Below are 25953 nucleotides of genomic sequence, written 5' to 3'. Positions count from 1 at the left end.
GCCGGGCTCTCTCTCCCGTGAAGGAGCACGTTCAGCATGACCGAAACCATCACCGAACCGCAGGCTCCCCCCGAAGAAGCCACCCCCACCCCGGTACCCGCAGACACCGGCAGTCCGAAGGCCGGGAAGGAGGTGGAGCACACCCCGGGCGGTTTCCCCGTGGTACCGCTGTCCCTGTCGGGGACGAACACCGCGGCCAGTCTGTTCGCCACGGCCGCGCTCGCCGGTGGGCCGGTCGCCGCGGCGATCGCGATGACCGGCGCCGCCGTCCTCGGCACCGCCGCCGCCCACCACCGCAACAAGGACAGCAGCAAGAAGGCCCCGGCCAAGACCTCCCAGGCGACAGCCAAGAACACAAGCGGTGGCGCGGGGCGTGGCCCCTTGGGCCGCATCCCGGCGCAACCTCGCACCACGCCCCGAACGCCCGGCGGCGGTGGCTTCCGCAAGTCCGCAGGCGGCCGCAGCAACCAGCGAGCGGGCGACCCGGGTGGCTTGGCCCGGTCCGGCGGTTCGGTCGGCAAGCACAACACGCCCGGTAAGCCGTCGGTCCGGCAGCGCGCCGCACACGCGGCGGGTGGTCTGGCCGGTGGCCGGGCCGGTCAGGTGCACGCGCTGCGCCAGCAGGCCCGTACCCAGTCCCCCACCAAGGCCGCAGCTCGTACGGCGGCGGTGCAGGCGCGCCGGCAGGTCGCCGACACCCGCCGCGCCGCCAAAGCCGCCGAGCGTACGGCCACCGCCGCCGGGGCGAAGCCCCGTGGTCCTGCTGCCCGCACGCTGGCCAAGGGCATGACCAAGGCCGCGGCGGTCCGCGACAAGGCCGCCGCCGCCACCCGCAGCGCGCGGGACCGGGCCGCCGGCCGCGCCGTGGCCAACGGCCGGGCGGGCGTCCGTGAGGCCGCGCACCGGGCGCGGGTCGCGCAGCTCAAAGCCCCCGCCCAGAAAGTGGCCCGGAAGGCGCTGCGCCGATCCGCGGCCCGCTTTCACGCCCGCCGGGCCCTGGCCGCCGCCCTCGGCGGTGCGCTCGGCCTGCTCGGGATGGTGACCACGCCGCTCGGCCGGAAGCTCGGCTGGGCGTGGCTGCAACACCCCGGCCGCCGCCTCTACCGCTACCTGCTCGGCCGAGCCCGCGCCGAGCGCGAAGACCGGGACGCGGACATCCACAACGGGCTTGAGGACGCCGAGCGGGCCGCCGAGGAGCAGGCCGACGCCGAACACGAGCAGGACACCGAAGGCGACCGGCTCGGCGACCGCGCCGAGCGTCCCGACACCCCCACCCCCGCACCCCACTCTGGTGAAGGAGTACAGCTGATGGACAGCAGCACGTCTGGGTTCAGGTTCGAGGAACTGGCCGCGGAGATGGAGCAGGCCGCGCAGGCCTACGAGCCCGAGAACGCCATGGAGATCCTCGCCATGGTCGAAGGCCTCCCCGAGGCCCTGGCCTCCATCGCGAACATCATGCAGATCCTCGCCGAGCGCTCCGACAGCGAGTTCCCGCTGGAGAAGGAGGTGGCGGACGGGTTCGCCGACATCTACGGCGCCCTCAACTCTGCCACCGCCGTCGCCGAGGACCTCGGTCCGGTGTTCCGGCAGGCCCACGAGGCCGACATCGCCCGCCACGAAGACCCCCGCAACGGCCCCGATGCCGAGAAGGGCTGGAACGTCTGATGGCCACCAAGACCAAGGGCAAGACGAAAGCGGTCGAGCATCGGGGCCTGGCTCTGGACTGGGCGGCCGGGCACGGCCCGGTCACCGGGGCGCTGTCGGCGACCACGGGCGCGTACGCGGTGGCCACGGTCGGTACCCTCGCCCACATGCCCCCCGGCTGGGCCCTCGCCGTCGGCACGGTCGGCGCGATCGGGCACACCGCGTCGGGCCTGCGACAGAAGCTGGCCGGCCGGACCATCACCTCCCGCGCCGCGTCCTGGCTCCTCGGATCCGGCTGGACCACCTGGGCTCTGGCGACGGGGCCGCTGGAGTGGACCAAGCTCGGCGCCCTGGCCGTGCTCGGCGTCAGCATGGGCGCTGCCGCCCGCTCGGTCGGCTTCTACGAGGAGGCCAGGGAGCTGGAGGCCATCGCCGCCGCGGAACGGCAGGTCGCCCGTGAACTGTCCGCCGAACGCCGTGCGATCGCCGCGGAGTGGGTGGACCGGGTGCAGCGGGTGTGCGGGCTCACGCTGCGGATCCTCGCGGTGGAGACGTGGCCGACCGGGACAGGGTTCACGATCGACGCCGACCTGCCGCCCGGCGGGGCGACCTGGCACAAGGTCGCCCAGTACAACGCCGCCCTCTCCGCCGATGCGCGGCTGCCGAACGGCTGCACTGCCGCCGCGTCCGCCGGCATCAACCAGGGCCGGGTGCTGATCGACGTCACCACCGTCAACGTCCTGGCCGAGGACATCGCCTACCCCACCGACTACGGCCCCCTGTCGGTCCACACCGGCTTGCCGCTGGGGGTGCGGACCGACGGCCGGTCTGCGGATGCGTTCCTGCGGGAGCAGTGCGCGATCGCGGTCGGCCCCACCGGATCGGGCAAGACCAACTTCGTCCACACCTTCATCGGGGCCGTAGCCCGCGCCGAGGACATGCTCGGCTGGGTCATCGACCTCAACGCCGGATCCGCCGGCCTGCCCTGGGTCCGCCCCGCCCTCACCCCCACCGACGGCCAGGTGGTCCGGCCCGGAATCGACTGGCTCGCCTCCACCCCGGAGGAAGCCCACCGGATGCTCGACGCGGCGATCGCGATCGCCAAACGGCGGAAGGTCGCCTACCAGCAGCTCATGGCCGACGCCGACACCGACCTGCTGCCCATCAGCCGTCGGATCCCGCAGATCGAGCTGATCATCGACGAGGGCGCCGAGATCCTCGCCAGCCGCGACAAGGCCATGAAGGCACTCGCGGCGAAGATCCTGGAAGTCATCCGGATCTCCCGCGCCATGGGCCTGCGCACCTTCCTCACCGCGCTCGGCGCCACCGGGGCGGTGCTCGGAAACCTGATGATCCGCCGGGAAGCGAAGGTCCGTATCGCGCTGACTGGTGGTGAGAAGGAGGGCATGGACCTGGCCAAGCTCTTCCCCGGCCGCCGCGGACTGAGCATCGAGCAGGCCCCCTACAAGGGCGCCGGGTTCCTCGGCACCCCCGAATCCCCGGCCGCCCTGTTCAAGTCTTGGCGGATCAAGCCCGCCCAGATCCGAGACATCGTCCACGCGACCTCCGACCGACACCCCCGCCTGGACGACATCTCCGCCAAGGCCGCCGGGCCCGACTACGCCCGCCGCTGGGACACCACCCGCACCGCCTGGATCAACGACCACACCGACGACTCGGGCAGCCCGCACGACACCACGGCGACCGCCGCGCCGGCGGGTGGGCTGAACCTGAGCGCCCACCGGCAGCCCACGGCGACCGCGTCGCATGAGGACCGGCTGGCCGAGGCTTTCCGGGCGCAGATCGACGCCCAGTTCGCCACCACCCCCGACCCGGAATCGGAATCCCCTCCGGCGCCCAAGGCGGTGCCGGGCGGGTTGAACCTGTCTGCTCTGCGAGGGGAGCAGGACAACGCCGCACAGGCGGCTGCCCTCGCCGCTCTGGAGGCGGCCGGGCCCGAGGGCACCGGGGCATCGGCGATCGCCCGAGCCCTCGCCGACACCTACGGCACCAACCGGCAGACGATCAGTGGGTGGCTCCAGGAGTGGGCGGACGAGGGCCTGGCGGTGCGGGTCGGGGCGGGCACGAAGACCCGCTACGTCCACCGCAACCACGCCCCCGACGCGTGACCCCTTGTCGCTTGTCGCCTCCCCAACGCCAAGACCTCTCCCCGGCCCTCTGGAGGGCCGGAAACGGGCTTTGACCTCGGGGGCGACAAGCGACAAGACAAGCGACAAGACAGGGCACACGACAAGCGGGACGACAAGCAGGCGACAAGCCGCACGGGCACCACACCTCAACGTTGAGGTGTGGTGCCCGTCCCGTTGAAGGGACCACGTTGTGCACACCGAACCCCACCAGCCGCTCACCCCCGCCACCCGCTACGGCGACCCCATCCACCGCCCCCTACCGGTCGAGCCGCACACCGTCCTGCTGCCGACCGAGGTCCCGCCCGGCATCGACTGGGTGACCCTCCCCAACGGGATCCGCACCCTCGCCTACACCCAGCCGCACTACGCCCCGACTCCCGAACCGGAACCGGTCCGGGAGCCGATTCCGCGCTGGGCCAAGACCACCGCGCTCCTCGCCCCGACGCTTGGCGGCGGGATCGCCGCCGCCGGGGTCGGGATCTCCTACGCCGCCCCGGGAGTCCTCGCCATGGCCGAAGCCCTCTGGGCCACCGTCGCCGTCATCGCCGCCGGCGGCCTCGCCACGCTCCTCCTCCGCACCGGCCGCAGCCGCGGCGGACGGGGAGCGGGGCCTGTCCACCACATCACCCAGAACATCACCGCGACCGGAGTCTTCGGCCGCGCCACCGGCACCTTCAACAACCGCTGAAAGGCCACCGCGTGAACCAGCCCCTGCCCGAGCGCGCCGCCGACGCGCTCGCACTGCTCACCGGCATGCGCACCGTGCGCTGCCCGCACCCCGGTTGCCGGGTCTCGGTCCGCTACCGCCACGTCACCCCCGACGAGGCCAAGCGGCTGACCGACCTGGCCACCGACCACACCCGCCACTGAACACAACGAGGGCGGCCCCCTCTCGCCAAAGACCGGGCCGCCCTCATCCACAACCCATCCAAGACCTGTGGAGGACTCCAGCATGACCCACCTCACCCACATCCGGCGAGAGCACCGGCCGCTGTTACTGGACGCGTTCTGCTGCCAGGGCGGCGCAGGCATGGGCTACCACCGGGCCGGATTCGACGTGACCGGCGTCGACCTGACCGCGCAGACCCGCTACCCGCTCGGCTTCCACCAGGGCGACGCCGTCGCGTTCATTCGCGAGTTCGGTGCCGGGTTCGACTTCATCCACGCCTCCCCGCCCTGCCAGCGTTACTCCCGCACGCAGAAGATCCAGGGCCGCGAACACCCCGACCTGATCGCACCCGTCCGCGAGGCGCTGGAGGCCACCGGGCGGCCGTGGGTCATCGAGAACGTCGTAGAGGCCGTACCTGAACTACGGGACCCGGTGGTGATGTGCGCGGCTGTGTTCGGGATGCGGACCTACCGCCACCGGCTGTTCGAGACCGGCGGCGGCTTCACCCTCACCCCGCCCGCCCACCAGCCGCACACCGCCCCGCTCACGAAGATGGGCCGCCCGCTGAGGGACGGCGACTGGTACCACGCCGTCGGCAACTTCTCCAACGTCCCGTACGTCCGCTCCGACATGGGCGTCCCCTGGATGAACCGCGACGGCATCCGCGAATGCATCCCCCCGGCCTACACCCACTGGATCGGCCGCCAGGCCCTCACCCACCTCAACACCATGGCGGTGGCCGCATGACCACGCTGACCGGCCACCTGGCCAACGCTCTCCGGCTCGCCGAGCGGGGCCTGCCAGTGATGCCGCTGCGGGAGGGCAAGGGCCCCATGGGCAACTGCCGCACCTGCCGGAAGAACGCCTGCGGCGGCCGACCGACCATGAAGACCCCCGGCCCCTGCGCGTGCCCGGCGCCGTGCCACGCATGGGCCGCCGCCACCACCGACCCGAACATCCTCACCTCGCCCGCGTGGGCCCCGGCCTGGCGGCAGGCCGCGGCCGTCGCCTACCACCCCGGCGGTACCGGCCTCACCGTAGTTGACCTGGACAACGCCGATGCGATCGTCTGGGCCCGGCAGAACTTGCCCACCACGCGGACCGTGCTCACCACCCGCGGGGAGCACTGGCTCTACCTGGGCACCATGACCTCCCGCAACGCCGTACGCCCGGGAGTGGACATCAAGTCTCTGATGTCCTACGCCCGCTGGCTCGGCCCCGGCACCGGCACCATGGCGCCGCTCCCGGATGCCGTGCGCGCGCTCGCCCAGCAGGAGCCCACCGCGGCCCGGCCCGCAACGAGCACCCCGACCGTTTCGGCGCTGGCCGGGGGCGGCCAGTGCCCGCACCGCTCGCCCGCCTACCTGGAACGGGGCATCGCCATGGCCGAGCAGCGGATCGAGGATGCCCCGGACGGCATCCACCGGACCGTGTACCGGCTGTTCCTCGCGGTGCTGTCCGCGCACGGCCGGTGCGGCTGCCTCACCGAAACGCACATCGGCCGCCTGTTTACCGCCGCGCAGGCCAAGGGTGAGTCCCTGCGGCACTGCGAGGACGCCTGGACCAACGCCCGCACTCAGCTGGGGATGTGACCGTGACCGACGAGGACAAGACTCCGGCGCGGCAGATCATCACCGACTACGCGCAGGACCACTTCCGGTACTTCCGCACCACCGAAGGCACCGTCTACGCGCAGAAGAACGGCCACCCCGTCGCCCGGCCGATCCGCTCCCAGGGCACGACCGGCAGCCACCGGCAGGAACTCATGGTCGGCCTCTACAACGACGGCAAAGGCTCCTTCAACGGCTCCGCGCTCAAGGAGGCATTGGACTTGATCGAAGCACTCGCCCTCAGCCAGGACGTACAGGCCACCTATATCCGGGTCGCGCCCGGGTTCGATGGTGCGACCTGGTTGGACCTGGGCCGTGACGACGGCCAGTCGGTTCGCATCCACCCCACCGGCTGGGACGTCCTCACCCCTGACCCGCGGGAAGTGTGCTGGCGCCGGACCCAGCTCACCGGTGAACTCCCGATCCCCGAGAAGGACACCGATGGCAAGGGCATCGACGCTCTGCTGCGGCTGTGCAACTTCGCGGGCGCCGAGAGCGAGTGCCTGGCCATCGCGTGGCTGATCGGCTGCCTGGAGCCGTCGGTGCCTGTCCCCGCGCCGTTCCTCACCGGCCCCCAGGGTGCCGGGAAGTCGACCGGCGGACGGATGCTGGTGCGGATCATCGAGGGCATGAAGGGCGACCTGCGCCGTGCGCCGAAGGACGAGGAGAACCTGATCACGGCCGTCGCCGCAGGATGGGTCACCGCCCTCGACAACCTCTCCCACCTGGCGCCGGACCTGTCGGACCTGATGTGCTGCATCGTCACAGGCGCCGAGAGCGTCAAGCGCGCGCTGTTCAGCGACGGGGACGTCTACCTCTCCCGCTACCGCCGCCCGCTCCTGCTGACCGGCATCGACGTCGGCGTGATCCGCCCCGACCTCGCCGAACGCCTGCTGCCTCTGCGCCTGGAGCGTCCCCGCGTACGCAGGACGGAAGCGGAGCTGTGGGCGGAGTACGAGAGCGTGCTGCCGGTCATCCTCGGCTCACTGCTGGACCTGACCGTCAAGGTCCGGGCCACTCAGGCCGAGATCCCCGCCGACCTGCGGATGGCGGATTTCGCCCACCTCTGCGCTCAGCTGGACGCGGCCACCGGCCTCGCGTCCCTGAACGCGTACCGGGCGACTCTGGATGACCTCAACGACGACGTGATCGAGGGCGACCTACTCGCCCAGACCGTCCTCAAGCACGCCGCCGGCCTCGACCCGGGCGCCGAAGTCCGGATGGCCTCCGCCGAGTGGCTGCACGCCCTCACCCAGCTCTACACCGGAGACGACTTCCGGCCCCTGCCCAAGGGCTGGCCCACCACCGGCAAAGTCCTCTCCGACCGCCTCAAGCGCCTCCAGCCCACCCTCGCCGCCCGCGGCGTCCTCGTCGACTGGGGCCGCACCAAAGCCGCCCGCTACATCGAAATGACCCGCCCGGCCCCCCCGGCGCCACACGAGCAGGCGGAGGCGTTCTAGCCCACGCCCCGGGCTCGCTCCCGCACAAGCAAGAAGAGCACCCGGCTCCCGGCGCCGCGTGCTCTTCTTGCTGTTCCGGCGGCTTGCCGCCGCTGCAAGGGACGTGCCGCTTGGCGGCTCCCTCTTCGCGTTTGAAGGCGCACCGCACCACAACAGACACCCCCTCCCTTTTTCCTAAGAAGGGAAGGTCTGCGTCACCCGCGTCACCATCAGCCGCGAAACCGCCTGTGACCTGCGGATAAGCGGGTGACGCAGACGGCCCACGGCTGCGTCATCCCGCGTCACCTGCGTCACCGCCTTGCGTCACCCGATGACACAGGTGACGCAGACCGGTGACGCACACATACCCCCTATGTCACCCAAAGCAGCAGGTCAGGTCCCTGAATGACGTAGGTGACGCGATGACGCAGAAATCCGAACCTCGGACAGATACGGGCCCACCCAAGCTTCCGGAGGAGCAATGCCCGCTCAGAGCGACCCCCGCGCCATCCTGCGCGCCGGCCTCCCCGACCGATACCTGAATCCCGACGACATCGCCGAACTCTTCGACGTTCCGGTGGAGACCGTCTACCAGTGGCGCAAGAAGCGCACCGGTCCGCCTGGATTCCGCGTCGGCAAACACCTCCGCTACGACCCCGCCGACGTCTACGCCTGGATCGCCGAGCAGAAGCGCGCGGACCTCAGCCAAGCCGCCTAACCACCACCCGATCACGAGGGCGGGCCCACCAGGGCCCGCCCTCAGCGCTTCCCCAGAAAGGCCCTCACGTGGCAGGCCACATCCAAGACCGCTGGTACAAGACCGAGACCGGGCCCGACGGGAAGACCCGGCGGGTCAAAACCGACCGCTACGGCACGGGCATGCGCTACCGCGCCCGGTACGTCGGGCCCGACGGTACCGAGCAGTCGCAGAGTTTCCCGGACCGGGAGAAGGGCCGGGCCGAGAAGTGGCTCACCCGGATCAAGGCCGATATGGACTCGGGGCAGTTCTTCGACCCGAAGGCCGGACGGATCACCTTCCGTGAGTACGCCGAGAAGTGGCTCGGTGGCCTGACGACCGACATCGTCAGCCAGGAGGCGGTGAAGAGGCGGATTCGCCTGCACGCCGTCCCCCATCTGGGCACTCGCCCGATGGGGTCGTTCAAGCCCGAGCACGTACGCGCCTGGCTGAGCACCCTCGCGACCTCGCTCCCCAACGCGACATACCGGCGCGCCATCTACGACTCCGTGTCCTCCCTGTTCAACGCCGCCAAGGACGACGGCGTGATTCGGGCGAACCCGTGCCATGCCCAATCGGTCAAGGCACCGGAGCCTGACCCGCGGCTTGTCCAGCCGTGGTCTGAGAAGCGCGTGTTGGCAGTCCGGGCCGGCCTGCCCGACCGCTTCGCCGCAACAGTGGACGTCGGCGGTGGCTGTGGCCTGCGGCAGGGGGAGATCTTCGGTCTGGATCGAGAGAACATCGACGCCGCGTCGGGGTGGCTTTACGTACGGCAGCAGGTCAAGCGTGTTGGCGGGAAGCTCGTGTTCGCACCGCCGAAGCGAGGCAAGCTCCGGGATGTGCCCCTGAGCCCCGTGACTGCTGAGGCCCTGAACACCCATATGAAGCGCTTTCCGCCGGTCGAGGTGAAGTTGCCTTGGAAGACTCCGGACGGGCCGCTGGTGTCCCGCCAGCTCGTCTTCACGAGTGCTGTGGGCCATGCCATCTGGCGCAGCTACTTCGACGATCACGTGTGGAAGGCCGCCCTTGCGTCTGCCGGCGTCATCCCGGCCAGGGAGCGCGGCAAGCGCTATGCTGCGGCGCCAGACGACGGCATGCACGCCTTGCGGCACTTCTACGCGTCGGTGCTCCTGGATAGCGGTGAGAGCATCAAGGCGCTGAGCGTATACCTCGGCCACTCCGATCCCGGCTTCACTCTGCGGATCTACACGCACCTGATGCCGAGCAGCGAGCAGCGGACACGCGCGGCCGTTTCGGCGGTCTTCGGCGGCCCCCGGAGCACCCCTGAGGCAGCCTGACGGCCCACAGACGGCCCACGGCCCCGAGACGGCCCCTGACTGGCGGTTCCGCCGCAGGTCAGGGGCCCTTTGGGGCTCTGATTTCGCCAGAAACACCCCATCTTGCCGTACGTCCATACCCGCGGGCGAATGGGTAGGTCAGAGCCGCCCGCGTCGGGGGAGGATGCGGCTGGAGGGTCGGACCGGTTTTCAGGGGGTTCAGTTCGGTGGGGAGCGCACTCATAGGGTTGGCGGCGGCGGTCGTGGGCGTCACGGGGACGCTCATCGCGTCCGTGCTGTCGCAGCGCATGACGGCACGCGTGCAGGTGGAGCAGTTCGCGCGCCAGCAGCAGGAGGCCGAGGCCCAGTGGCTGCGGGAGCAGCGGGTCGCCGAGCTCGACCGGCGGCGCGAGGGCTACATGAACGTCAACGCCGCTTTGCGGCGCTACCGGACGCACCTGCTGAACTTCCTCTGGACCGTGCACAAGGGCGCTGTGACCGACGAGGCGCGGGAGGTGGTGGAGGAAGCCCGGCGTGATCACCACTCGGTCATGGCCGAGGCGCAGATGGTCGCCTCCGCGAGGGTCCTGGCCGAGCTGAACGGCATGACGAGGACGCTGTCGGAGACCTACCGGCGGATCATGTGCCTGGAGGAGGGCCGGCCGGATCTGAACGGGTCGTTCGACGAGATCCGCGCGGACTTCGCCCGGATCTGGGACGAGTGGGAGAGGCTGCTCGGCGCCATGCGGGCGGATCTCGGCGTGGCGGACGAGCCGGTCGGGCTCCCGCCCGTCGTGTGAAGGCCGCCCCGGGTGGGTGGGGCGGCCGGGCGGGGTCAGATGGGGCGGTAGACCGTAAGGGCGTCGGGGAGGGCGTCGAGGACGAGTGAGCGGGGGGCCTTGGCGTATTCGCCGTCGTAGGCGAGGGGGGTGCCCTCCGGGACGTCTGCGATGCGCAGGCTGCGCAGGTGGGTGGCGGCGTGCACCGGGGACTTGCTCAGGGGGCCCGCGAAGGCGGCGGCCAGCAGCCGGGGGCCGGGCCGCCCGCCGCCGTACACGAGGCGCAGGTCGAGGTGGCCCTCGCCGAGGCTGTCGCGGCGGCCGGGGGTGGGGCCGGTGCCGTGGTAGGTGCCGTTGCCGGCGAAGAGGAGCCACACGCTGCGGCGCCGCCCGGCCAGGTTCAGCCGGACGGGCCGCTCGGCGCGCAGCACCTTCCAGGCCGCCAGCAGCGCGGCCGGGCCGCCGCCGATGCGCGGACCCCAGTGCAGGCGGTGGCGCAGCAGCTCCGGGTAGGCGCCGATGGTGAAGTTGTTGAGGAAGTAGCCGGGCTGTCCGTCGGGGCCCGGGGAGAAGCGGCCGACTCCGATGCGGACGGCTTCCCCGTGCTCCAGTGCCTCGCAGGTCCCTTCGGGGCCGATCAGGCCGAGGTCGAGAGCGAAGTGGTTGAGGGTGCCGCCGGGGAAGACGGCCAGGGGCACGTCGGCCCGCAGCGCCGCGGTGGCGGCCGCGTTGATGGTGCCGTCGCCGCCGCACACCCCGAGGACGGTGGCGCGCGAGGCGGCCTCCGCCAGGACGGGCAGCAGCTCCTCGCCCTCGCACTCGATCACCTCGGCCTTGGGCAGCCGGGTGCGCAGCAGGCCGGGGACGGTGGAGGCGGTGCCCGACCCGGTGTTGACCACCACCGTCAGCCCGGCCCCCTCGGGCAGCGCGGGCACCCCGATGGCCTTGCGCTCGTCGCCCGGCACGGCCCGGGCCTCCCGCACGTCGCGTGCGAGCCGGCGTACGACGAACGCGGCGCCCACGCCGAGCGCCGCGCCCGCGGCCACGTCCGAGGGGTAGTGCACGCCGGTGTACACGCGCGAGAAGGCCACGGACGCGGCGACGGGCGCCAGCACGGCCCCCCAGGCCGGGGAGGCGAGCGCCACCCCGGCGGCGAAGGCGAAGGCGGACGCCGAGTGCCCGGAGGGGAAGGAGGTGGTGTGCGGCTGCACGGCGAGCCGCCGTACCGCGGGCACGCCCTCCAGCAGCGGCCGCGGGCGGCGTACGGACCACTTGCCGACGGTGTTGATGGTGGCGGAGGCCAGCGCGAGCGAGGCCGCGCCGCGCACGGCGGCCTTGCGTGTCCCGGCCGAACCGAAGACCGCGAGGGCCGCTGCGGCCCCGCCCCACAGCACGCCGTGGTTGGCGGCCCGCCCGAGGCGCGGCAGCACGCGGTCGGCGCCGGGCCAGTGCCTGCGGGCCACGGCGTCGAACAGCCGGCGGTCCCACCGTGCGAGGACGCCGGTCCAGGTCAGTTCTTGATCAACCATCTTCTGCCTCTACCCCGTATCCCCTTGCCGGATCCCCTCCCGCCCTCCTTCCTCGTCCGCCCCTCCTCTACTCCTCCTCGTCGATGGGGCGCTTGCGCAGCAGCAGGACCACCAGTCCGCCCAGCACGACCAGGCCCACCGCCAAGGAGGCGATGACCGGCGTGGCGGCCGAGCTGCCGCTGGTCGCCAGCCGCTCCTCGTCCGGTGAGGCCGTCGGCAGGGACGCGGACTGCACGCCCAGCGCGACCGCCGCCGAGCCGTCCGCCGCGCCCTGGCCGGATGCCGGGCCCGGGCCGGTCTCGGGAGCCGGCGGCGGCGCCCAGGCCGCCCGCGCGGTGGCGGCCGCGACGGACTCGCTGGAGCCGGCCACGATCTGCGCCCGGGCGGGGACCCCGCTGGTGAAGACCCGCCCGACCGGCACCCTGGTCGCACCCTGGACGGTGACCGAGGCCGTCCCGTCGGGGGTGCCCGCAGGCACCTCGAAGTAGAGCCGGCTGCCGTTGACCGCCGTGGTCAGCGGCTGCCCCTGGGCGTCCACCACCCGGACGCCCATGGCCACGGCCGCCGCGTCCGGGACGACCGCCACGCTCCGCGCCCCGGTGCGCACGGTCACCGGGCCGAGCCGGGTCCCCACCGGCCCCGACACGTCGCCGGGATCCAGCCCGAGCGAGGCGGGCGGCTCCGGCATCTGTCCCGCCGCCCGCTGGAGGTAGTCCGCCAGCTTCTCCGCGGACGGGTCCGCCGCCTCGACGCGCACTCCGTCCGCGAGCCGCCAGATCGCCACCTGGGTCCCGGCCGCCGCGCTCTCCGCGGTGAGCGAGGCGGCTCCGGCCGCTTTGGCGAGGCCGGCCAGGTCGTTCAGCTGCGGGTAGGAGTGCTCCAGCACCCAGCGGATCCGGCCGGCCTGGCCGTTGCCGGCCAGCGGGCTGCCGCTCCAGCCGCTCTCGGTGTACCGGGCCTGCGGCTGTGCGGTGCCCGCCACCCCTACCCCGTACGTCTGGAGCATCCCGCCGCCCTCGACCCGCATCTCGTACAGGCCGGCCGGGATCTGCCGCACCGATCCGTCGCCGCCGTGGAGGACCGCCTGCCCGTACGTCTTCAGCCCGTCCAGCACGGCGCTCGCGCCCTCCGGCGCGCGGGGTGCCACCGGGCCGGAGTCCGCGGCGGCCCGGGCGCCGGGCGCGGCGGTGAGGGCCGCGGCCAGCAGGGCGGCCGCGAGCGGCCGGCGCGCGGAGCCCCGTCCCGCGGCGGCGGGTTCGACGGGGGCCGGTGCAGGAACGGCGGGTGCGGGAGCAGCGGGAGCCGCAGCGGAAACAAGAAGGGACGCGGGGGCAGGAGCGGACGCAGAAGCAGAACCAGAGGCAGGTGCAGGAGCTGGAGCAGGAGCGGAGGATGCGGGAACGGCAATCGACACAGTCTTCCCCTTCGGGCCAAAGACCCAGGTGCCCGTGAGTACCGGGGAATCCTATCCGTCTCCAACACTCAGCCCACCGTCGCCTTCTGAGTGCCCATCAGCGGATGATCGGTTCTCATCACCCGCCGGAACGCCGCCGTTCCCCGGTTCAGGTCGTGCCCGATGGCGGTCGCGTCGATCTCCGCACCGAAGCGCCGGTTGCCCTCCCCGTCGGGCGGGTCCTCCCGCACGCGCAGCCGCCCGTGCACCACCAGCGGTTCACCGACGGACACGGATCCGGCGAGGTTCACGGCGAGGGTGCGCCGTGCCCAGACGGTGTAGAAGCTGGTGGCTCCGTCCGTCCACGCCTCCTTGCGCCGGTCGAAGTACCGGGGCGTGACCGCGAACCGGAACCGCGCCGACGGGCCGTTCACCGTCTCCTTGTAGTCGACCTGCGTCGCCACATACCCCACCAGCGTCACCTGGGTGTCGTACATCCCGGCCGCCCTCCCCCGTCGTCCCGGCCCGCACGGACCATCCGTACGGGCTGGGAGCCATGCTGCGCCCGCCGGCCGGCCCCCGCTTCGGCCTGTGGATTACTGGCGGGTTGTGGACAACCGGCTCCCCCCTGCGGCGACGGTGGCGTACTGCTCGCGCACCTCCCGGTAGCGCAGCAGCTCCGCGGCCACCGGTTCCAGTACCCGGGCGCGGCCGCAGCCGGCCGCCGCCTGGCGCAGCTTGCGCTCCGCGTCCTGGCCGTAGCGGCGGGCCGGCCCCCGGGCCGCGATGGAGCAGGCCCACTCCACGAGCGGTCCGCCGACGATGCCCGCCACCATCAGCAGCACCGGCGGCATCAGCTCCGGTTCCAGGACCCCGACGATCTGCCCGACGAGCCACAGCCCGCCGAAGATCTGGAGCAGCGTCATGGCCGCCTGGGTCAGGACCGCCGCCGGCCACCACGCGGGCCGCGGCGGTTTGGCGGTCGGTACCGCAACCGCCGCCCCGAGGGTCACCGCGATCTCGTCCAGCGCCTCCGGAAGCCCGTCGGCTCCGCGTACCGCCGCCTCCCGGACGGCCTGCGCCCACGGTTCGGGCAGGCCCGCGACCGCTTCGTCGGCGACGACGCGCACCGCCTGCTCCACCCGCTGACGCGCGGTCACCTCCTCCTCGGCCGGTGCCTGCACGGCCGGCTGGCCGCGGCCGCCGATCGCCGCCAGGGCGGCCAGCCCGGCCAGGGTGCGCGGAGCGCGCCGGTTCTCGTACCAGCGCCACAGCCGCAGCCACGGGGTGCCGCAGGCCTTGCCGGCGTTGCGCCGCCAGGCCCGTTCGGCGGCGAGACCGGCCGCGCAGGCCCCGACCGCCTCGGCGAGCCGGTCCTCGAACTCGGCGCGCGCCGCCTCCCCGATCTCGGGCCCCGGGTGTCCGTCGGCGACGTACAGCGGGCGGAGCCGGACGGCGGCGCGGTCCACGTCGGCCGAGATGCGCCGGGTCGCGGCACCCCTCTCCTGCGTGAACTGCCCGAGGAGTTCGCGCAGCTCGCCGACGCCGTCGCCGGTGAGGGCGGACAGCCCGAGGACGGTGGCGCCGGGCTCGCCGTGTTCGCCGAGTGCGATGCCGTCCTCGTCGAGCAGCCGGCGCAGGTCGTCCAGGACGAGGTCGGCGGCCTCGCCGGGCAGCCGGTCCACCTGGTTGAGCACGACGAAGGTGACCTCGGCGTGCCCGGCGAGCGGCCGCAGGTACCGCTCGTGCAGCACCGCGTCGGCGTACTTCTCGGGGTCCACGACCCACACGACGGCGTCGACGAGCGCCAGTACGCGGTCCACGTGGTCGCGGTGGGTGCCGAGCGCCGAATCGAGGTCGGGCAGGTCGACGAGGACCAGCCCGCGCAGGGTCTCGGCCCCGGAGGTGTCGCGGGGGCGGCGCCGCAGCCGCCCCGGGATCTCCAGCCGGTCCAGCAGCCCTGCGGCCCCGTCCGACCAGCTGCACGCGATGGGCGCGGCTGTCGTCGGGCGGCGCAGCCCGGTCTCGGAGATCTGCACCCCGGCGAGTGCGTTGAAGAGCGTGGACTTGCCGCTTCCGGTCGCTCCGGCGACCGCGACGACCGTGTGCTGGGGGGAGAGGCCGCGGCGGGCGGCGGCCTCGTCCAGCACCCGTCCGGCTTCGGCGAGGGTCTTGCCGTCGAGCCGGGTGCGGGAGAGCCCGACCAGCTGGCGCAGCGCGTCGAGGCGCTGGCGCAGGGCCCGCGCCTCGGGGCTGAGCGGGGGCGCGGCCGACTTGCCGCCGTCGCTGCCGGCGCCGGACACGGCCCGTACGAGCGCCTCGTCGCCCTCGTCGCCCGCCTCAGCGGCGTCCTCCTCGCCCGCGTCGACGGGGCGGGGGCGGGAGCGCGCGATGAGTCCGTCGTCCCATCGGTCGTCGGTGCGGTCGGTCAGGGCGGTCACGGCGTCACCTCTCCTTCTGCAGTACGGACAGCGCGGCGATCAGTTCGGCCTGGGGTTCGGGGGTCACTTCGAGTGCCTCCAACGGGGCCAGGCGGCGGTCGCGCTCGCCGCGCAGCACCTCGTCGAGGTGGTCGCCAACCAGTTCGCCGCCCTTGTCGCGCAGGCGCAGGGCGGCCTGGGCGCCGATCCGTTCGGCGAGCTTCTCCCCGGCGGGCCGGGCCCGTTTGCCACCGAGCAGGGCGGCGACGAGCAGGGCCGCGATGCCCTCGGCGTCGGGGGCGGGCTGCTGGTCGAGGCCGGCCACCTCCTCCTCGGCCAGTTCCTCCAGCACCCGCCGCCAGCGGCGTACGGCCACGCCGATGCGCTCGGCGGCCTCCTTGTCGGGCGCGGGCAGGGCCAGCGCTCCGGAGGCCGGTTCGCGCCGCCAGGCCTCGGCGATGCGTTCGTCGGCGGCGGCGACGGCGCACTGGAGCAGGGCGGCGAGGGATTCGGCGAGCGAGTCCAGCAGTTCCGCGGCGCTGGTGTCGAGGGGGTAGCCGCGCCAGCGGGTCAGCGCGTCGCCGGCCAGTACGGCGCCCTGGTCGAGGCGGCCGCGCACCCGCTTGCCCTCGCGCCGGTACGCGTCCTCGACGGCGGAGGTCAGCCGGACGGCGGCGGCGTGCTGGGCGGCGACGGCGGAGGCGAGTTCGGGCATCCGGCTGCGCAGGGAGTCCAGGGCGCCGAGGGCGGTGCGCCCGACGGCGTACTGCCGGGCGGCGGGGTCCTGCGCGTGGTGGGCCAGCCAGGCGTGCAGCGGGGCGACGGCGCTGGCGGGGAGCAGCCCGCCGCCGCCTGCCGACTCGGGGAGCTCGGGGACGGTGAAACGCGGTACGTCGCCCAGTCCGGCCTTGGTGAGGAGGGCGCCGTACTGGCGGGAGACCTCGGCGAGCACCTGGTGCGGGACCCGGTCCAGGACGGTGACGAGGGTGGCCTTGTATTGCTTGGCGGTGCGCAGCAGGTGCCAGGGGACTGCGTCGGCGTACCGCGAGGCGGTGGTGACCATCACCCAGACGTCTGCGGCGCAGATGAGTTCGGCGGCCAGTGTCCGGTTCTCGACCACGAGGGAGTCGATGTCGGGGGCGTCGAGGAGGGCGAGTCCGCGCGGCAGGGTGGAGACGGTCTCGATCCGCATCTCGCGGGTCTCGGCGCCGCCCCGGCTGCCGGTGTGGCTGCGTCTGCGGCCGCGGACGGGCGGTTTGGGCGGCGTGTCGTCGTCCTCGTGCGGCACCCACACCCGCATCAGGTCGGGCAGTACGCGCATGCCGGCGAACCAGTGGTGGTCGTCGGGGTGGCAGACCAGCACCGGGGTGCGGGTGGTCGGCCGCAGGACGCCGGCTTCGCTGACCTGGCGTCCGACGAGGGAGTTGACGAGGGTGGACTTACCGGCCCCGGTCGACCCGCCGACCACGGCGAGCAGGGGCGCCTCGGGCGCCTTCAGGCGCGGTACGAGGTAGTCGTCGAGCTGCGCGAGCAGCTCGGCTCTGGTCTGGCGGGCCCGTGGGGTGCCGGGCAGGGGCAACGGCAGACGTACGGACGCGACCCGGTCGCGCAGGGCGGACAGGGCATCGAGCAGCTGAGGCCGAACATCCAAGGTCACCACATGCGAAGAATGCCCAATTTAGGACCATTTTTGAAGCTTATACGCCCCCTGCGCGCCGACCGCGACTTCAGTGGGACATTCCGGGCACGGCGGACGAGTGGGGCGCAGGCATAACGAGTGCACAACACCCAGGGCGCCGCGGCGCAAAAGCGATGCGAGAATCGCACCTGCCTGCGATTATCGGGACCGCTTCACGGAACCTCCACATCGTGGCCCGCGAGTGAAGCAACCGGGACAAGGCGGCCGGAGCCCTATCCTTGACCCGGTACGGACCGAAGTCCCACCCCCACCAGGGGCTCCAGGCCCACCAGGGCCACCTTCCGGCCCCCGTAGCTCAGTGGATAGAGCAGGTGCCTTCTAAGCACTTGGCCGCAGGTTCGAGTCCTGCCGGGGGCACATATGTGAAGGCCCTCCCACGGGAGGGCCTTTTTGCTGGTCAGGGACATTTGGTAGCGCCGGAAGCAGGTATCACCGGATCCCCTCGGCGGGGGCGAGCAGGTCCAGCGGTGTCCGGTTGCTACCGGGTTTCTGCGGGTGGCTGCGGAGAATACGCGGTGAAAAATCAGGTGCTGGGCGCGGCCGGATCCGGCAGCTCCCCTGCCCGCTCGATCCGCTGCTTGAGGTCGTCGAGCTGCCCGTTGATGCACCGTGCGTACGTGGCCAGGAGCACGGGGACGCTGTTGCCCGCCCACTCCGCCACGTCCGCGGCGGGGACGCCGGCATTGAGCCAGTTGGTCAGGCAGGTGTGCCGAAGGTCGTAAACGCGGCGGGCGAGAGGCGACTCGTATTCGTGAGGCGGAAGAGCCACCGCTCGGGCTCGCCTCCAGGCTCGGCGGATGACCGAGCCTGCCAGGAGTCCCCCGTTCTCCCCCTGGACCAGGAGGTCTCCGGCTTTCAGCCCCTCCTTCTCGATGTGGGCGCGGAGGATCCGAGTGAGGGCGGGGCGACAGGGCACCGTGCGCATGTCGTCGGCGGCCCGCCCCTTGAGTCCCCGCAGCTCCCGAACCTCGCCGGTGTCCGTCCACTGCCGGCCCACCTCGGGCTGAGCTGTATGGATCAGCAGCTCACCCCATTGATCATCGGCGTCCGCGCTGGGCAGGCGGACGTCCGCGACCTTGAGTGCCACGACTTCTTCGGGCCGGGCGCCGGCGTAGTACATCGTGGCGAAGAAGGCGTGGAGCCGCCGGCCGCCCCTCGGCCGCGCGTAAATCCAGGCGAGCAGGGCGGCGGCCTGCTCCCTGTTGAGGAGCGACCGCTTGTCCACGGCGGAGGAGGTCTTGGCCGCCGTGGTGCCCTTGCCCTTCGGCAGGAGGTTCTCCCTTAGCACCTTCCTCTTGATGGCGTGCTCGATCAGGACATTGAGGACCCGCTTGTTCCGCCGGACGGAGCTGGGGGCCGCTGACGCGCCGTCGAGTTTGGTCCCGGCAGCGCGGAGCAGCGCTTCGACGGTGCCCTCGTCCTCCCAGGCCGCCATGGTGAGGCTGTTGCGCTGCACCCACCGCAGGATCACGGCGACCTCCGGCGGGGCCTCGTCGCGCCGGCCGGTGTTGAAGGCGTACTCGCGCAGGGCCCGGCGGACGTCCACCCCGTCGAACATGGACGGCTTGCTGCGGAGCAGAGCCACCGTGACGGGGGTGAGCGCCTTTGCCACGTTCCGTCGATTGTTCGCGGACGTCCGCTCCCAGACCTGATCCACGAACTGCACCGCGAAGTCGTACCACTTCACGCTGGCAGCGCCGGACTGGTACGAGACGGGAAGCCCCGTGGAAAGGCTGAACGCCTCTCCCTTGCGGGCCGCGGTCACGAGTCCCGAGCGGAAGGACTCCGCAAGAGGTCCTGTGGCGAACGGCTTCCGCCACTCGTTGCCCGCCAACTCCCAACGGACGGTGTGGGTGGTCTTCTTCTTTCCCTCATACACCGAGGTCTTCCACAGCTTCACGTCGTACGTGGTGTCCATCAGGCAGCGTCCTCGCACTCGTTCAGCCAGATCTCCAGGTCGGTGCGGCGGACGCGGAGGTCGCCGTTCGGCAGTTTGATGCAGCGGGGAGCCCGCCGCTTCTGGCGCCAGTCGTAGAAGGTGGAGCGAGAAATGCCGAGTTCGTCGCACAGCTCAGGAACGGTGAGCATCACGCGGGACGTGGGCGCGGCAGGCATGGGTGTCCCTTCTCGGGGTGAAGTCGGGGGGTCACGTTGGTGGGTTGCAGGATGGACTCGGGGCTTCGCAGGGCTCCCGCATCTGTCCGAGGTTCGGATTTCTGCGTCATCGCGTCGTCTGGGTCATCAGCCGGTCTGACCTGCGGCTTTCGATGACGTCGTAGCTGGGCTGTGTGTCACCGGCCTGCGTCACCGTCACCGGAGTGACGCGCGCGGGTGACGCGGGTGACGCGTGATGACGTAGCCGTTGTCCGTCTGCGTCACGGGTGTAGCCGCAGGTCACGTGCTGTTTCCTGCGCTGTGGTGACGTGGGTGACGCAGCGTCTCTTCTCTTAGGAAAAAGAGAGGGGTGGTGTCTGTAGTGGTGCGGTGCGTCTTCGAGCGTGAAGAGGGGGCCGCTGCGCGGCACGTCCCTTGCAGCGGCGGCAAGCCGCCGGAACAGCAAGAGGAGCACGCCCCCGGGGGCGCCGGGTGCTCTTCTTGCTTGAACGCGGGTGGTGCGGTTGCGCGGGTCAGAACGCGGCCTGTTGCTGGCCGGGTGGTGCGGCGGCCGGGCGGGTCATCTCGATGTAGCGGGCCGTACTGGTGCGGCCCCAGTCGACGAGGACGCCGCGGGCGGCAAGGGTGGGCTGGAGCCGCTTGAGGCGGTCGGAGAGGACTTTGCCGGTGGTGGGCCAGCCCTTGGGCAGGGGCCGAAAGTCCTCTCCGGTGTAGAGCTGGGTGAGAGCGTGCAGCAACTCGGTCGAGGTCATCCGGACCTCCTCGCCGAGGTCGAGGCCGGTGGCGTGCTTGAGGACGGTCTGTGCGAGGAGGTCGCCTTCGATCACGTCGTCGTTGAGGTCGTCGAGGCTGGCCCGGTAGGCGCCCAGCGCGCCGAGGCCGGTGGCGGCGTCGAGCTGGGCGCAGAGGTGGGCGAAGTCCGCCATCCGCAGGTCGGTGGGAATCTCGGCCTCGGTCGCCCGCACCTTCACCGCGAGGTCCAGCAGCGAGCCCAGGATGACGGGCAGCACCTGCGCGTAGTCCGCCCACAGCTCCGCCTCCGTCCGCCGCACACGGGGCCGCTCCAGGCGCAACGGCAGAAGGCGTTCGGCGAGGTCGGGGCGGATGACGCCCACGTCGATGCCGGTGAGCAGGAGCGGCCGGCGGTAGCGCGAGCGGTAGACGTCCCCATCGCTGAACAGTGCCCGCTTGATGCTCTCGGCGCCGGTGACGATGCAGCACATCAGGTCGGACAGGTCCGGCGGCAGGTGAGAGAGGTTGTCCAGCGCGGTGACCCATCCGGCGGCGACGGCCGTGATCAGGTTCTCCTCGTCCTTCGGAGCGCGGCGCAGGTCACCCGTCATGCCCTCGATGATCCGCACCAGCATCCGCCCGCCGGTCGACTTGCCGGCGCCCTGGGGGCCGGTGAGGAACGGTGCGGGAACGGGCACGGACGGCTCCAAGCAGCCGATGAGCCACGCGACGGCGAGGCACTCGCTCTCGGCGTTGGCGAAGTTGCACAGCCTCAGCAAGGCGTCGATGCCCTTGCCGTCGGTGTCCTTCTCCGGGAGGGGCAGTTCGCCGGTGAGCTGGGTGCGACGCCAGCACACCTCACGCGGGTCCGGGACGCGGATGTCCCAGCCGGTGGGGTGGATTCGGACGGACTTGCCGTCGTCGCGGCCCAGGTCCAGCCAGGTCGCACCGTCGAGCCCAGGGGCGACGCGGATGTGGGTGGCTTGTACGTCCTGGCTGAGCGCGAGTGCTTCGATCAAGTCGAGTGCCTCCTTGAGGGCGGAGCCGTTGAAGGAGCCGTGGCCGTCGTTGTAGAGGCCGACCATGAGTTCCTGCCGGTGGCTTCCGGTGGTGCCCTGGGAGCGGATCGGGCGGGCGACGGGGTGGCCGTTTTTCTGCGCGTAGACGGTGCCTTCGGTGGTGCGGAAGTACCGGAAGTGGTCCTGCGCGTAGTCCGTGATGATCTGCCGTGCCGGGGTCTTGTCATCGTCGGTCACGGTCACATCCCCAACTGGGTGCGGGCGTTGGTCCAGGCGTCCTCGCAGTGCTGCAGAGACTCGCCCTTGGCCTGCGCGGCGGTGAACAACCGGCCGATGTGCGTGTCGGTGAGGCATCCGCAGCGGCCGTGCGCGGACAGCACCGCGAGGAACATCCGGTACACGGTCCGGTGGATGCCGTCCGGGGCCTCCTCGATCCGCTGCTCCGCCATGGCGATGCCCCGTTCCAGGTAGGCGGGCGAGCGGTGAAGGCACTGCCCGCCCCCGGCTGGCGCCGAAACGGTGAGGGCGCTCGAAACGGGCCGGGCTGCAGTGGCCTCCTTCACGGCGAGGGCACGCACGACGTCCGGGAGCGGCGCCATGGTGCCGGTTCCGGTGCCGAGCCATCGGGCGTAGGACATGACGGACTTGATGTCGACGCCGGGACGTACAGCGTTGGGGGAGGTCATGGTGCCGAGGTAGATCCAGTGCTCCCCGCGCGTGGTCGCCACAGTCCTGGTCACCGGGAGGTTCTGGCGGGCCCATGCGACTGCCTCGGCGTTGTCGAGGTCGACGACGGTGACCCCGGCACCGCCGGGGTGGTAGGCGACGGCTGCGGCCTGCCGCCAGGCCGGAGCCCACGCGGGTGAGGTGAGGATGTGCGGGTTAGTGGTGGCGGCGGCCCATGCGTGGCAGGGCGCCGGGCACTTGCAGGGGCCGGGGGTCTTCATGTTCGGCCGGCCGCCGCAGGCGTTCTTGCGGCAGGCGCGGCAGTTGCCCATGGGGCCCTTGCCCTCCCGCAGCGGCAGCACGGGCAGGCTCTGTGCGGCGAGCTGCAGAGCAGTGTGGAGGGTGGCGGGTAAGGCAACGGCGCCGGGGTCTCGCGGGATGCCGGTCGGGGGGGTCATGTTGGGGTCCTCCACAGGTCTCTTGATGGACTGGGGATGCAGGGCGGCCCGGCTTTGGCGAGACGGGGCCGCCCTGTGCTTTTGGTGGTGTGGGGCGGGTTTCCAGGGGCCCGCCAGGGCCCCTCTACCGGCGCTACCTCGCAGGTCAGGGGCCTTTACCGCCCCCGCTACCGGGGTAAAGAGGGCTCTCTACTTCGCGGCCCTGCGGGAAGGCTCCAGCCGGGGCGGGTCACAGGGTGCGTGGGGCGGGGTGGGTAGGGCGGGGGCCCGCTACCTCAGGTGGTGACGGGGACGGCGCCTTCGATGTCGCGGCGCTGGTATCCGGCGCCGTTGACGCCGTTGATCTTGACCTGCTTGCTGGTGCGCTTGACCCCGGCCGCTTCGAGTTCCTTGGCCAGGGACTCGGCGTCGTAGTCGCCGTAGGTGTCCTCGTCGAGGTTCACGAGGCGGTCGATGAGGTCGCGGGTGTACATGCGCGGGGAGTGCTGCATGACCTCCAGCACGTCGGAGAGGATCGGCGGGATCCGGACGCCGTTCTCGGCGGCTGCGGTGGCGAGGTCGCCGGCGGCGTCGCCGGTGAGCTGGCCGATGTCCTTGCGCATGGCGCGGCCCTTGGCGCACATGGCGTTGAACGCGGCCGTGGTGAGCAGGTCGTTCTTGACCGTGGCGAACGACGCCGGGCCGGTGACCAGGACGACGACGCCCTTGTGGTCCTCCGAGAGGACCGACGCGTCGGCGCCCATGGACGCCTTGCCCTTGCCGAGGACCATGTCGGAGGAGGTCTGGTCGGTGACCTGGGTGCAGGCGCGGATGGTGATGATCTCCCGCAGCTTGGTCGGCACGGACTCGGCATCGGGGCGCTGGCTGGCGTAGTTGGAGATGAATCCGGCGGCCGGTCCGCGGCGGGCAATGCGGGCCATGTCGTCGATGACGGCCTTGCGTTCCTTCTCGTCGCCCAGGGCGAGGAAGGCTTCCTGCAGCTCGTCGACGGTGAAGAGGATGAACGGCATCTTGTACTTCTCGACGATGGCCGGGGTGAGCTTGCCCTCGGGGCAGATCGAGGTGGGCAGCTCCCGCATGATCGCGAACCGCCGCTCCATCTCCGTGAGGAGCTCTTGGAGCATGTCCTTGAACGCGGCGATCGCGTCGTCCTCGGCGCCGAGGACGAGGCGGTGGGCGACCTGCCGCATCTGCATCCAGTCCTGCCCGCCCTTGAAGTCGGCCACGTAGTGCCGCACCCACGGATCGAGCAGCCCGGCCGCCGTCAGCAGCCGTTGGGTGAAGGTCTTGCCGCGGCGGGGCAGGCCGCCGAAGAACATCGACTGCCACACCACCGGCACCGACACCCGCGTGCCGCGGGCGTCCTGCCCGAACGGGATCGGCTCCCAGATCGAGAACCGCTCCAGCTCCTCCAGCGGCGACGGCGTCGGATCGGCCAGGTAAGGGTCGTCGTCGGCAACCCACATCGACACCCGGCCGGCGTTGCCGCCCTGCGCTGCCCTCACGCGGGACATGACGATCTGGATCTCGTCGACGCCGAGTTCCTGCGCGAGGACTTCCCGCTTTGCCAGCACGTCGGAGGCGGTCTTGCCGCCGCCGCGGGGCAGGTCGAAGACGACGGCCCAACCGCGTCCGTCGCGGACCGGGCCCATGATGCAGGACACCTTGGGTCCCTCGTCGTCGCCCTTGCCCTGCTTGATCAGCCCGGCCGCGCGCAGGGCGTCGTTGAGCTGCTGCGCGGACATGTCCACCCGCAGCGGCGGCGTGGCGTGGTCCAGCAGCTGGGTCTCCTCACCGCGGCCGAGGTAGGCGAGCGGCACGGTGATGGCGCTGGCAATGCCGGTCTGCACCAGCGGATCGGCCAGCGCGATCCCCACTGCGGCCGTGGCGACCGCTGTGGCGGCGGCGCCGAACCGCCACCGTCGGGCGTGGGTCCGGGCGGCGTGCGCGGCCTGGTGGCGGGTGGCCAGGTCGACGTCTTCGGGCCGGACCTTGACCTGGGCGCGCAGGGCTTTCACGGTCGCGGAGTGGTCCTGCGCCGACAGCGTCGGCCACAAGCCCTTCGCGGCCCGGTAGAAGCCGCGGCAGGCCAGCAGCACGGTCTTGATCAGGTACTTGGGGACGCGGATGGAGTGGTAGCGGGAGTGCCACCACGTGAGGCGGCCCAGGGCGGTGACGTTGGCGTTGATGGACTTCCACGAGCGGGCCCACACCGGCAGCAGCGGCGCGTCCGGCACGGTGAGCCAGTCGGCCAGCGGGTTGTCCGGCCGGTCCACCGCCTCCACCTCGGCCGACGCGTCCGTGGTGTCGGGCTGGATCGGGGTGGCCGCGGCGTCCTTCGCGGCACGGTGCTCCTCCAGGCTGTGCACGGACGCGTCCGGAACGGACTGGGACATGATGAGACCTCCGGGTCTCGTCGAGAGGCGGGAAGTGGAGCCCGGGGCGGCCGGCATTCTTTGGCGAGAGGGCGGCCGCCCCAGGAGCGCAGCTACTTGCGGTGGTTCTTCGCACGGGCCTTGCGTGCGGCCTTCTCGGCCTCGGCCTGGTCGGCGGCCTGCTGGGCCTCGCGGTCGCGGGCGCCGTCGATGATCCGGTCGACCTTCTTCTGCAGGTCGCCGAGGTGAACGTTCTCCCCGCCGATCCCGCGCTTGGCCATCCGGGCCGTGTACCAGCCGATCTGCGTGATCTCACGAGCGGTGAACTTCGGGTCCTTGGCCATCACGGGTCCCAATCTCGTCTGGAGTCCGGGCTGTCCGGCTCCCCTTCACCACCCGCCCTGCGGGGGCGGGTGGATCAGGCAGCCGTCAGCCCCGGCGGCGGGCCCTACGGACGTTCTTCGCAGCGACTCCGGCCTCGGGGCTGCCGATCGACTTCACGACCGTGTGCACGCCCCAGCCGAGAATCAGGGCCAGGAGGGTCAGGAAGGCGAGGTTCGCGGCCATCGCGGTGAGCGCGGCGACGAGGAGCGGGCCGAAGTACACCCCCGCCGCGACCGCGCCGGCGCCGACTCCGGAGCCGAGGGCGATGCGCTGGACGGTCTTGTCGGGGGCGGCCTGGTGGATGTGCTGGTGCACGACCTGCGGCCCGGCGTACGTGGCGGGCAGCTGGTCGGCGTAGACGTGGCGGCCGTCGGGGAGCTGCACGATGCCGGGCGGCCGGTGAGGTTCGGGCAGGTGGTTCATCGGGTGTACTCCTCTCCGGTGGTCAGCGGCGGGGCAGGGCGAGGCAGCGCCGCGCGTGGCGCTGGGCCCAGCTCTTGAGGTTTCCGCTGAAGGTCCAGTCGCTGCAGCCGGCGCATTCGGCCCGGTACTCGAAGCCGCGTCCGTAGACGGTGACGGTGGCGCCGCCGGCGGTGCGGTACTGGACGGCAATGTCGTTGCTGGACATGGAAGATCCCT

Annotated in this window: 23 protein-coding genes and 1 tRNA gene; 11 read left to right on the top strand and 13 right to left on the bottom strand. The window is 72.0% G+C overall.

Annotated elements, in window-relative coordinates:
- Positions 1-36 precede the first annotated feature (36 nt).
- The 10 genes from IF89_RS0103240 to IF89_RS40605 all read left to right on the top strand — a co-directional run bounded on the left by IF89_RS0103240 (position 37) and on the right by IF89_RS40605 (position 10545).
- Positions 37-1665, top strand: coding sequence for a hypothetical protein (locus tag IF89_RS0103240; RefSeq protein WP_030760755.1), 1629 nt, complete (start codon positions 37-39; stop codon positions 1663-1665).
- Complete coding sequence (locus IF89_RS0103235; RefSeq protein ID WP_030760752.1) at positions 1665-3773, top strand: hypothetical protein; 2109 nt, start codon at positions 1665-1667, stop codon at positions 3771-3773. The genes IF89_RS0103240 and IF89_RS0103235 overlap by 1 nt, the downstream gene beginning before the upstream one ends.
- 211 nt (positions 3774-3984) lie before the next feature.
- Positions 3985-4482, top strand: a complete 498-nt coding sequence (locus IF89_RS0103230) for a hypothetical protein (protein ID WP_030760750.1) — start codon at positions 3985-3987, stop codon at positions 4480-4482.
- An 11-nt stretch (positions 4483-4493) separates the two neighbouring features.
- Entirely contained in the window at positions 4494-4664 is a 171-nt protein-coding gene (locus tag IF89_RS45800) for a hypothetical protein (protein WP_158717793.1), read from the top strand.
- A gap of 82 nt (positions 4665-4746) precedes the next feature.
- Positions 4747-5430 carry a hypothetical protein gene (locus IF89_RS0103220; RefSeq protein WP_030760748.1) on the top strand — a complete coding sequence of 228 codons (684 nt, stop codon included), beginning with the start codon at positions 4747-4749 and terminating at the stop codon, positions 5428-5430.
- Complete coding sequence (locus IF89_RS0103215; protein WP_030760746.1) at positions 5427-6275, top strand: bifunctional DNA primase/polymerase; 849 nt, start codon at positions 5427-5429, stop codon at positions 6273-6275. The genes IF89_RS0103220 and IF89_RS0103215 overlap by 4 nt, the downstream gene beginning before the upstream one ends.
- 2 nt (positions 6276-6277) lie before the next feature.
- Positions 6278-7753 carry a hypothetical protein gene (locus tag IF89_RS0103210; RefSeq protein ID WP_030760743.1) on the top strand — a complete coding sequence of 492 codons (1476 nt, stop codon included), beginning with the start codon at positions 6278-6280 and terminating at the stop codon, positions 7751-7753.
- Positions 7754-8213: 460 nt separating this feature from the next.
- The gene (locus tag IF89_RS0103205) at positions 8214-8450 is read left to right on the top strand and encodes a helix-turn-helix transcriptional regulator (RefSeq protein WP_030760740.1); all 237 of its coding nucleotides are present in this window, start codon (positions 8214-8216) and stop codon (positions 8448-8450) included.
- 68 nt (positions 8451-8518) lie between these two features.
- Positions 8519-9766 carry a tyrosine-type recombinase/integrase gene (locus IF89_RS0103200; RefSeq protein ID WP_030760737.1) on the top strand — a complete coding sequence of 416 codons (1248 nt, stop codon included), beginning with the start codon at positions 8519-8521 and terminating at the stop codon, positions 9764-9766.
- Positions 9767-9972: 206 nt separating this feature from the next.
- On the top strand, positions 9973-10545 hold the full coding sequence (locus IF89_RS40605) for a hypothetical protein (protein WP_051806743.1): 573 nt from the start codon (positions 9973-9975) through the stop codon (positions 10543-10545).
- A gap of 35 nt (positions 10546-10580) precedes the next feature.
- Here IF89_RS40605 and IF89_RS0103190 read toward each other — a convergent pair whose 3' ends face one another.
- The 5 genes from IF89_RS0103190 to IF89_RS0103170 form a co-directional block, all read right to left on the bottom strand.
- A complete protein-coding gene (locus IF89_RS0103190) occupies positions 10581-12053 on the bottom strand; it encodes a bifunctional phosphatase PAP2/diacylglycerol kinase family protein (RefSeq protein WP_030760731.1) in 1473 nt (490 codons plus the stop codon).
- 67 nt (positions 12054-12120) lie between these two features.
- Complete coding sequence (locus tag IF89_RS0103185) at positions 12121-13200, bottom strand: thioester domain-containing protein (protein WP_234327646.1); 1080 nt, start codon at positions 13198-13200, stop codon at positions 12121-12123.
- Between the two features lie 335 nt (positions 13201-13535).
- Positions 13536-13943, bottom strand: a complete 408-nt coding sequence (locus tag IF89_RS0103180; RefSeq protein ID WP_030760725.1) for a single-stranded DNA-binding protein — start codon at positions 13941-13943, stop codon at positions 13536-13538.
- Between the two features lie 99 nt (positions 13944-14042).
- Positions 14043-15887, bottom strand: coding sequence for a GTPase (locus IF89_RS0103175; protein WP_030760722.1), 1845 nt, complete (start codon positions 15885-15887; stop codon positions 14043-14045).
- A 4-nt stretch (positions 15888-15891) separates the two neighbouring features.
- A complete protein-coding gene (locus IF89_RS0103170; protein ID WP_420706863.1) occupies positions 15892-17523 on the bottom strand; it encodes a dynamin family protein in 1632 nt (543 codons plus the stop codon).
- 326 nt (positions 17524-17849) lie between these two features.
- Between IF89_RS0103170 and IF89_RS0103165 the strand changes: the two genes are divergently transcribed.
- A tRNA-Arg gene (locus IF89_RS0103165) sits at positions 17850-17922 on the top strand.
- Positions 17923-18088: 166 nt separating this feature from the next.
- On the opposite strand, the gene IF89_RS0103160 is transcribed toward IF89_RS0103165, so the two are convergent.
- From IF89_RS0103160 to IF89_RS0103125, 8 genes are all read right to left on the bottom strand, one after another.
- Positions 18089-19483: a tyrosine-type recombinase/integrase gene (locus IF89_RS0103160; RefSeq protein WP_030760716.1), complete on the bottom strand. Its 1395-nt coding sequence runs from the start codon at positions 19481-19483 to the stop codon at positions 18089-18091.
- Positions 19483-19680 (bottom strand): helix-turn-helix transcriptional regulator, encoded by a 198-nt coding sequence (locus tag IF89_RS0103155; protein ID WP_030760713.1) that lies wholly within the window; start codon positions 19678-19680, stop codon positions 19483-19485. Before IF89_RS0103155 ends, IF89_RS0103160 begins: the two co-directional genes overlap by 1 nt.
- Positions 19681-20192: 512 nt before the next feature.
- Positions 20193-21668: a hypothetical protein gene (locus tag IF89_RS0103150; RefSeq protein WP_030760709.1), complete on the bottom strand. Its 1476-nt coding sequence runs from the start codon at positions 21666-21668 to the stop codon at positions 20193-20195.
- A gap of 2 nt (positions 21669-21670) precedes the next feature.
- Positions 21671-22555 carry a bifunctional DNA primase/polymerase gene (locus IF89_RS0103145; protein WP_030760706.1) on the bottom strand — a complete coding sequence of 295 codons (885 nt, stop codon included), beginning with the start codon at positions 22553-22555 and terminating at the stop codon, positions 21671-21673.
- A gap of 275 nt (positions 22556-22830) precedes the next feature.
- Positions 22831-24951 carry a cell division protein FtsK gene (locus IF89_RS0103140; protein WP_030760703.1) on the bottom strand — a complete coding sequence of 707 codons (2121 nt, stop codon included), beginning with the start codon at positions 24949-24951 and terminating at the stop codon, positions 22831-22833.
- Between the two features lie 92 nt (positions 24952-25043).
- Positions 25044-25274, bottom strand: a complete 231-nt coding sequence (locus IF89_RS0103135; RefSeq protein WP_030760700.1) for a DUF6257 family protein — start codon at positions 25272-25274, stop codon at positions 25044-25046.
- Between the two features lie 85 nt (positions 25275-25359).
- Positions 25360-25737, bottom strand: coding sequence for a DUF6251 family protein (locus IF89_RS0103130; protein ID WP_030760698.1), 378 nt, complete (start codon positions 25735-25737; stop codon positions 25360-25362).
- A 22-nt stretch (positions 25738-25759) separates the two neighbouring features.
- Positions 25760-25942, bottom strand: a complete 183-nt coding sequence (locus IF89_RS0103125) for a hypothetical protein (RefSeq protein ID WP_030760695.1) — start codon at positions 25940-25942, stop codon at positions 25760-25762.
- Between the last annotated feature and the right edge of the window lie 11 nt (positions 25943-25953).

Origin of the sequence: Streptomyces sp. NRRL F-2664 (assembly GCF_000719345.1) — a bacterium.
Taxonomy (GTDB): domain Bacteria; phylum Actinomycetota; class Actinomycetes; order Streptomycetales; family Streptomycetaceae; genus Streptomyces.
The sequence above is the reverse complement of the archived record's forward strand: the minus strand, read 5'-3'. Positions and strand labels throughout refer to the sequence as shown.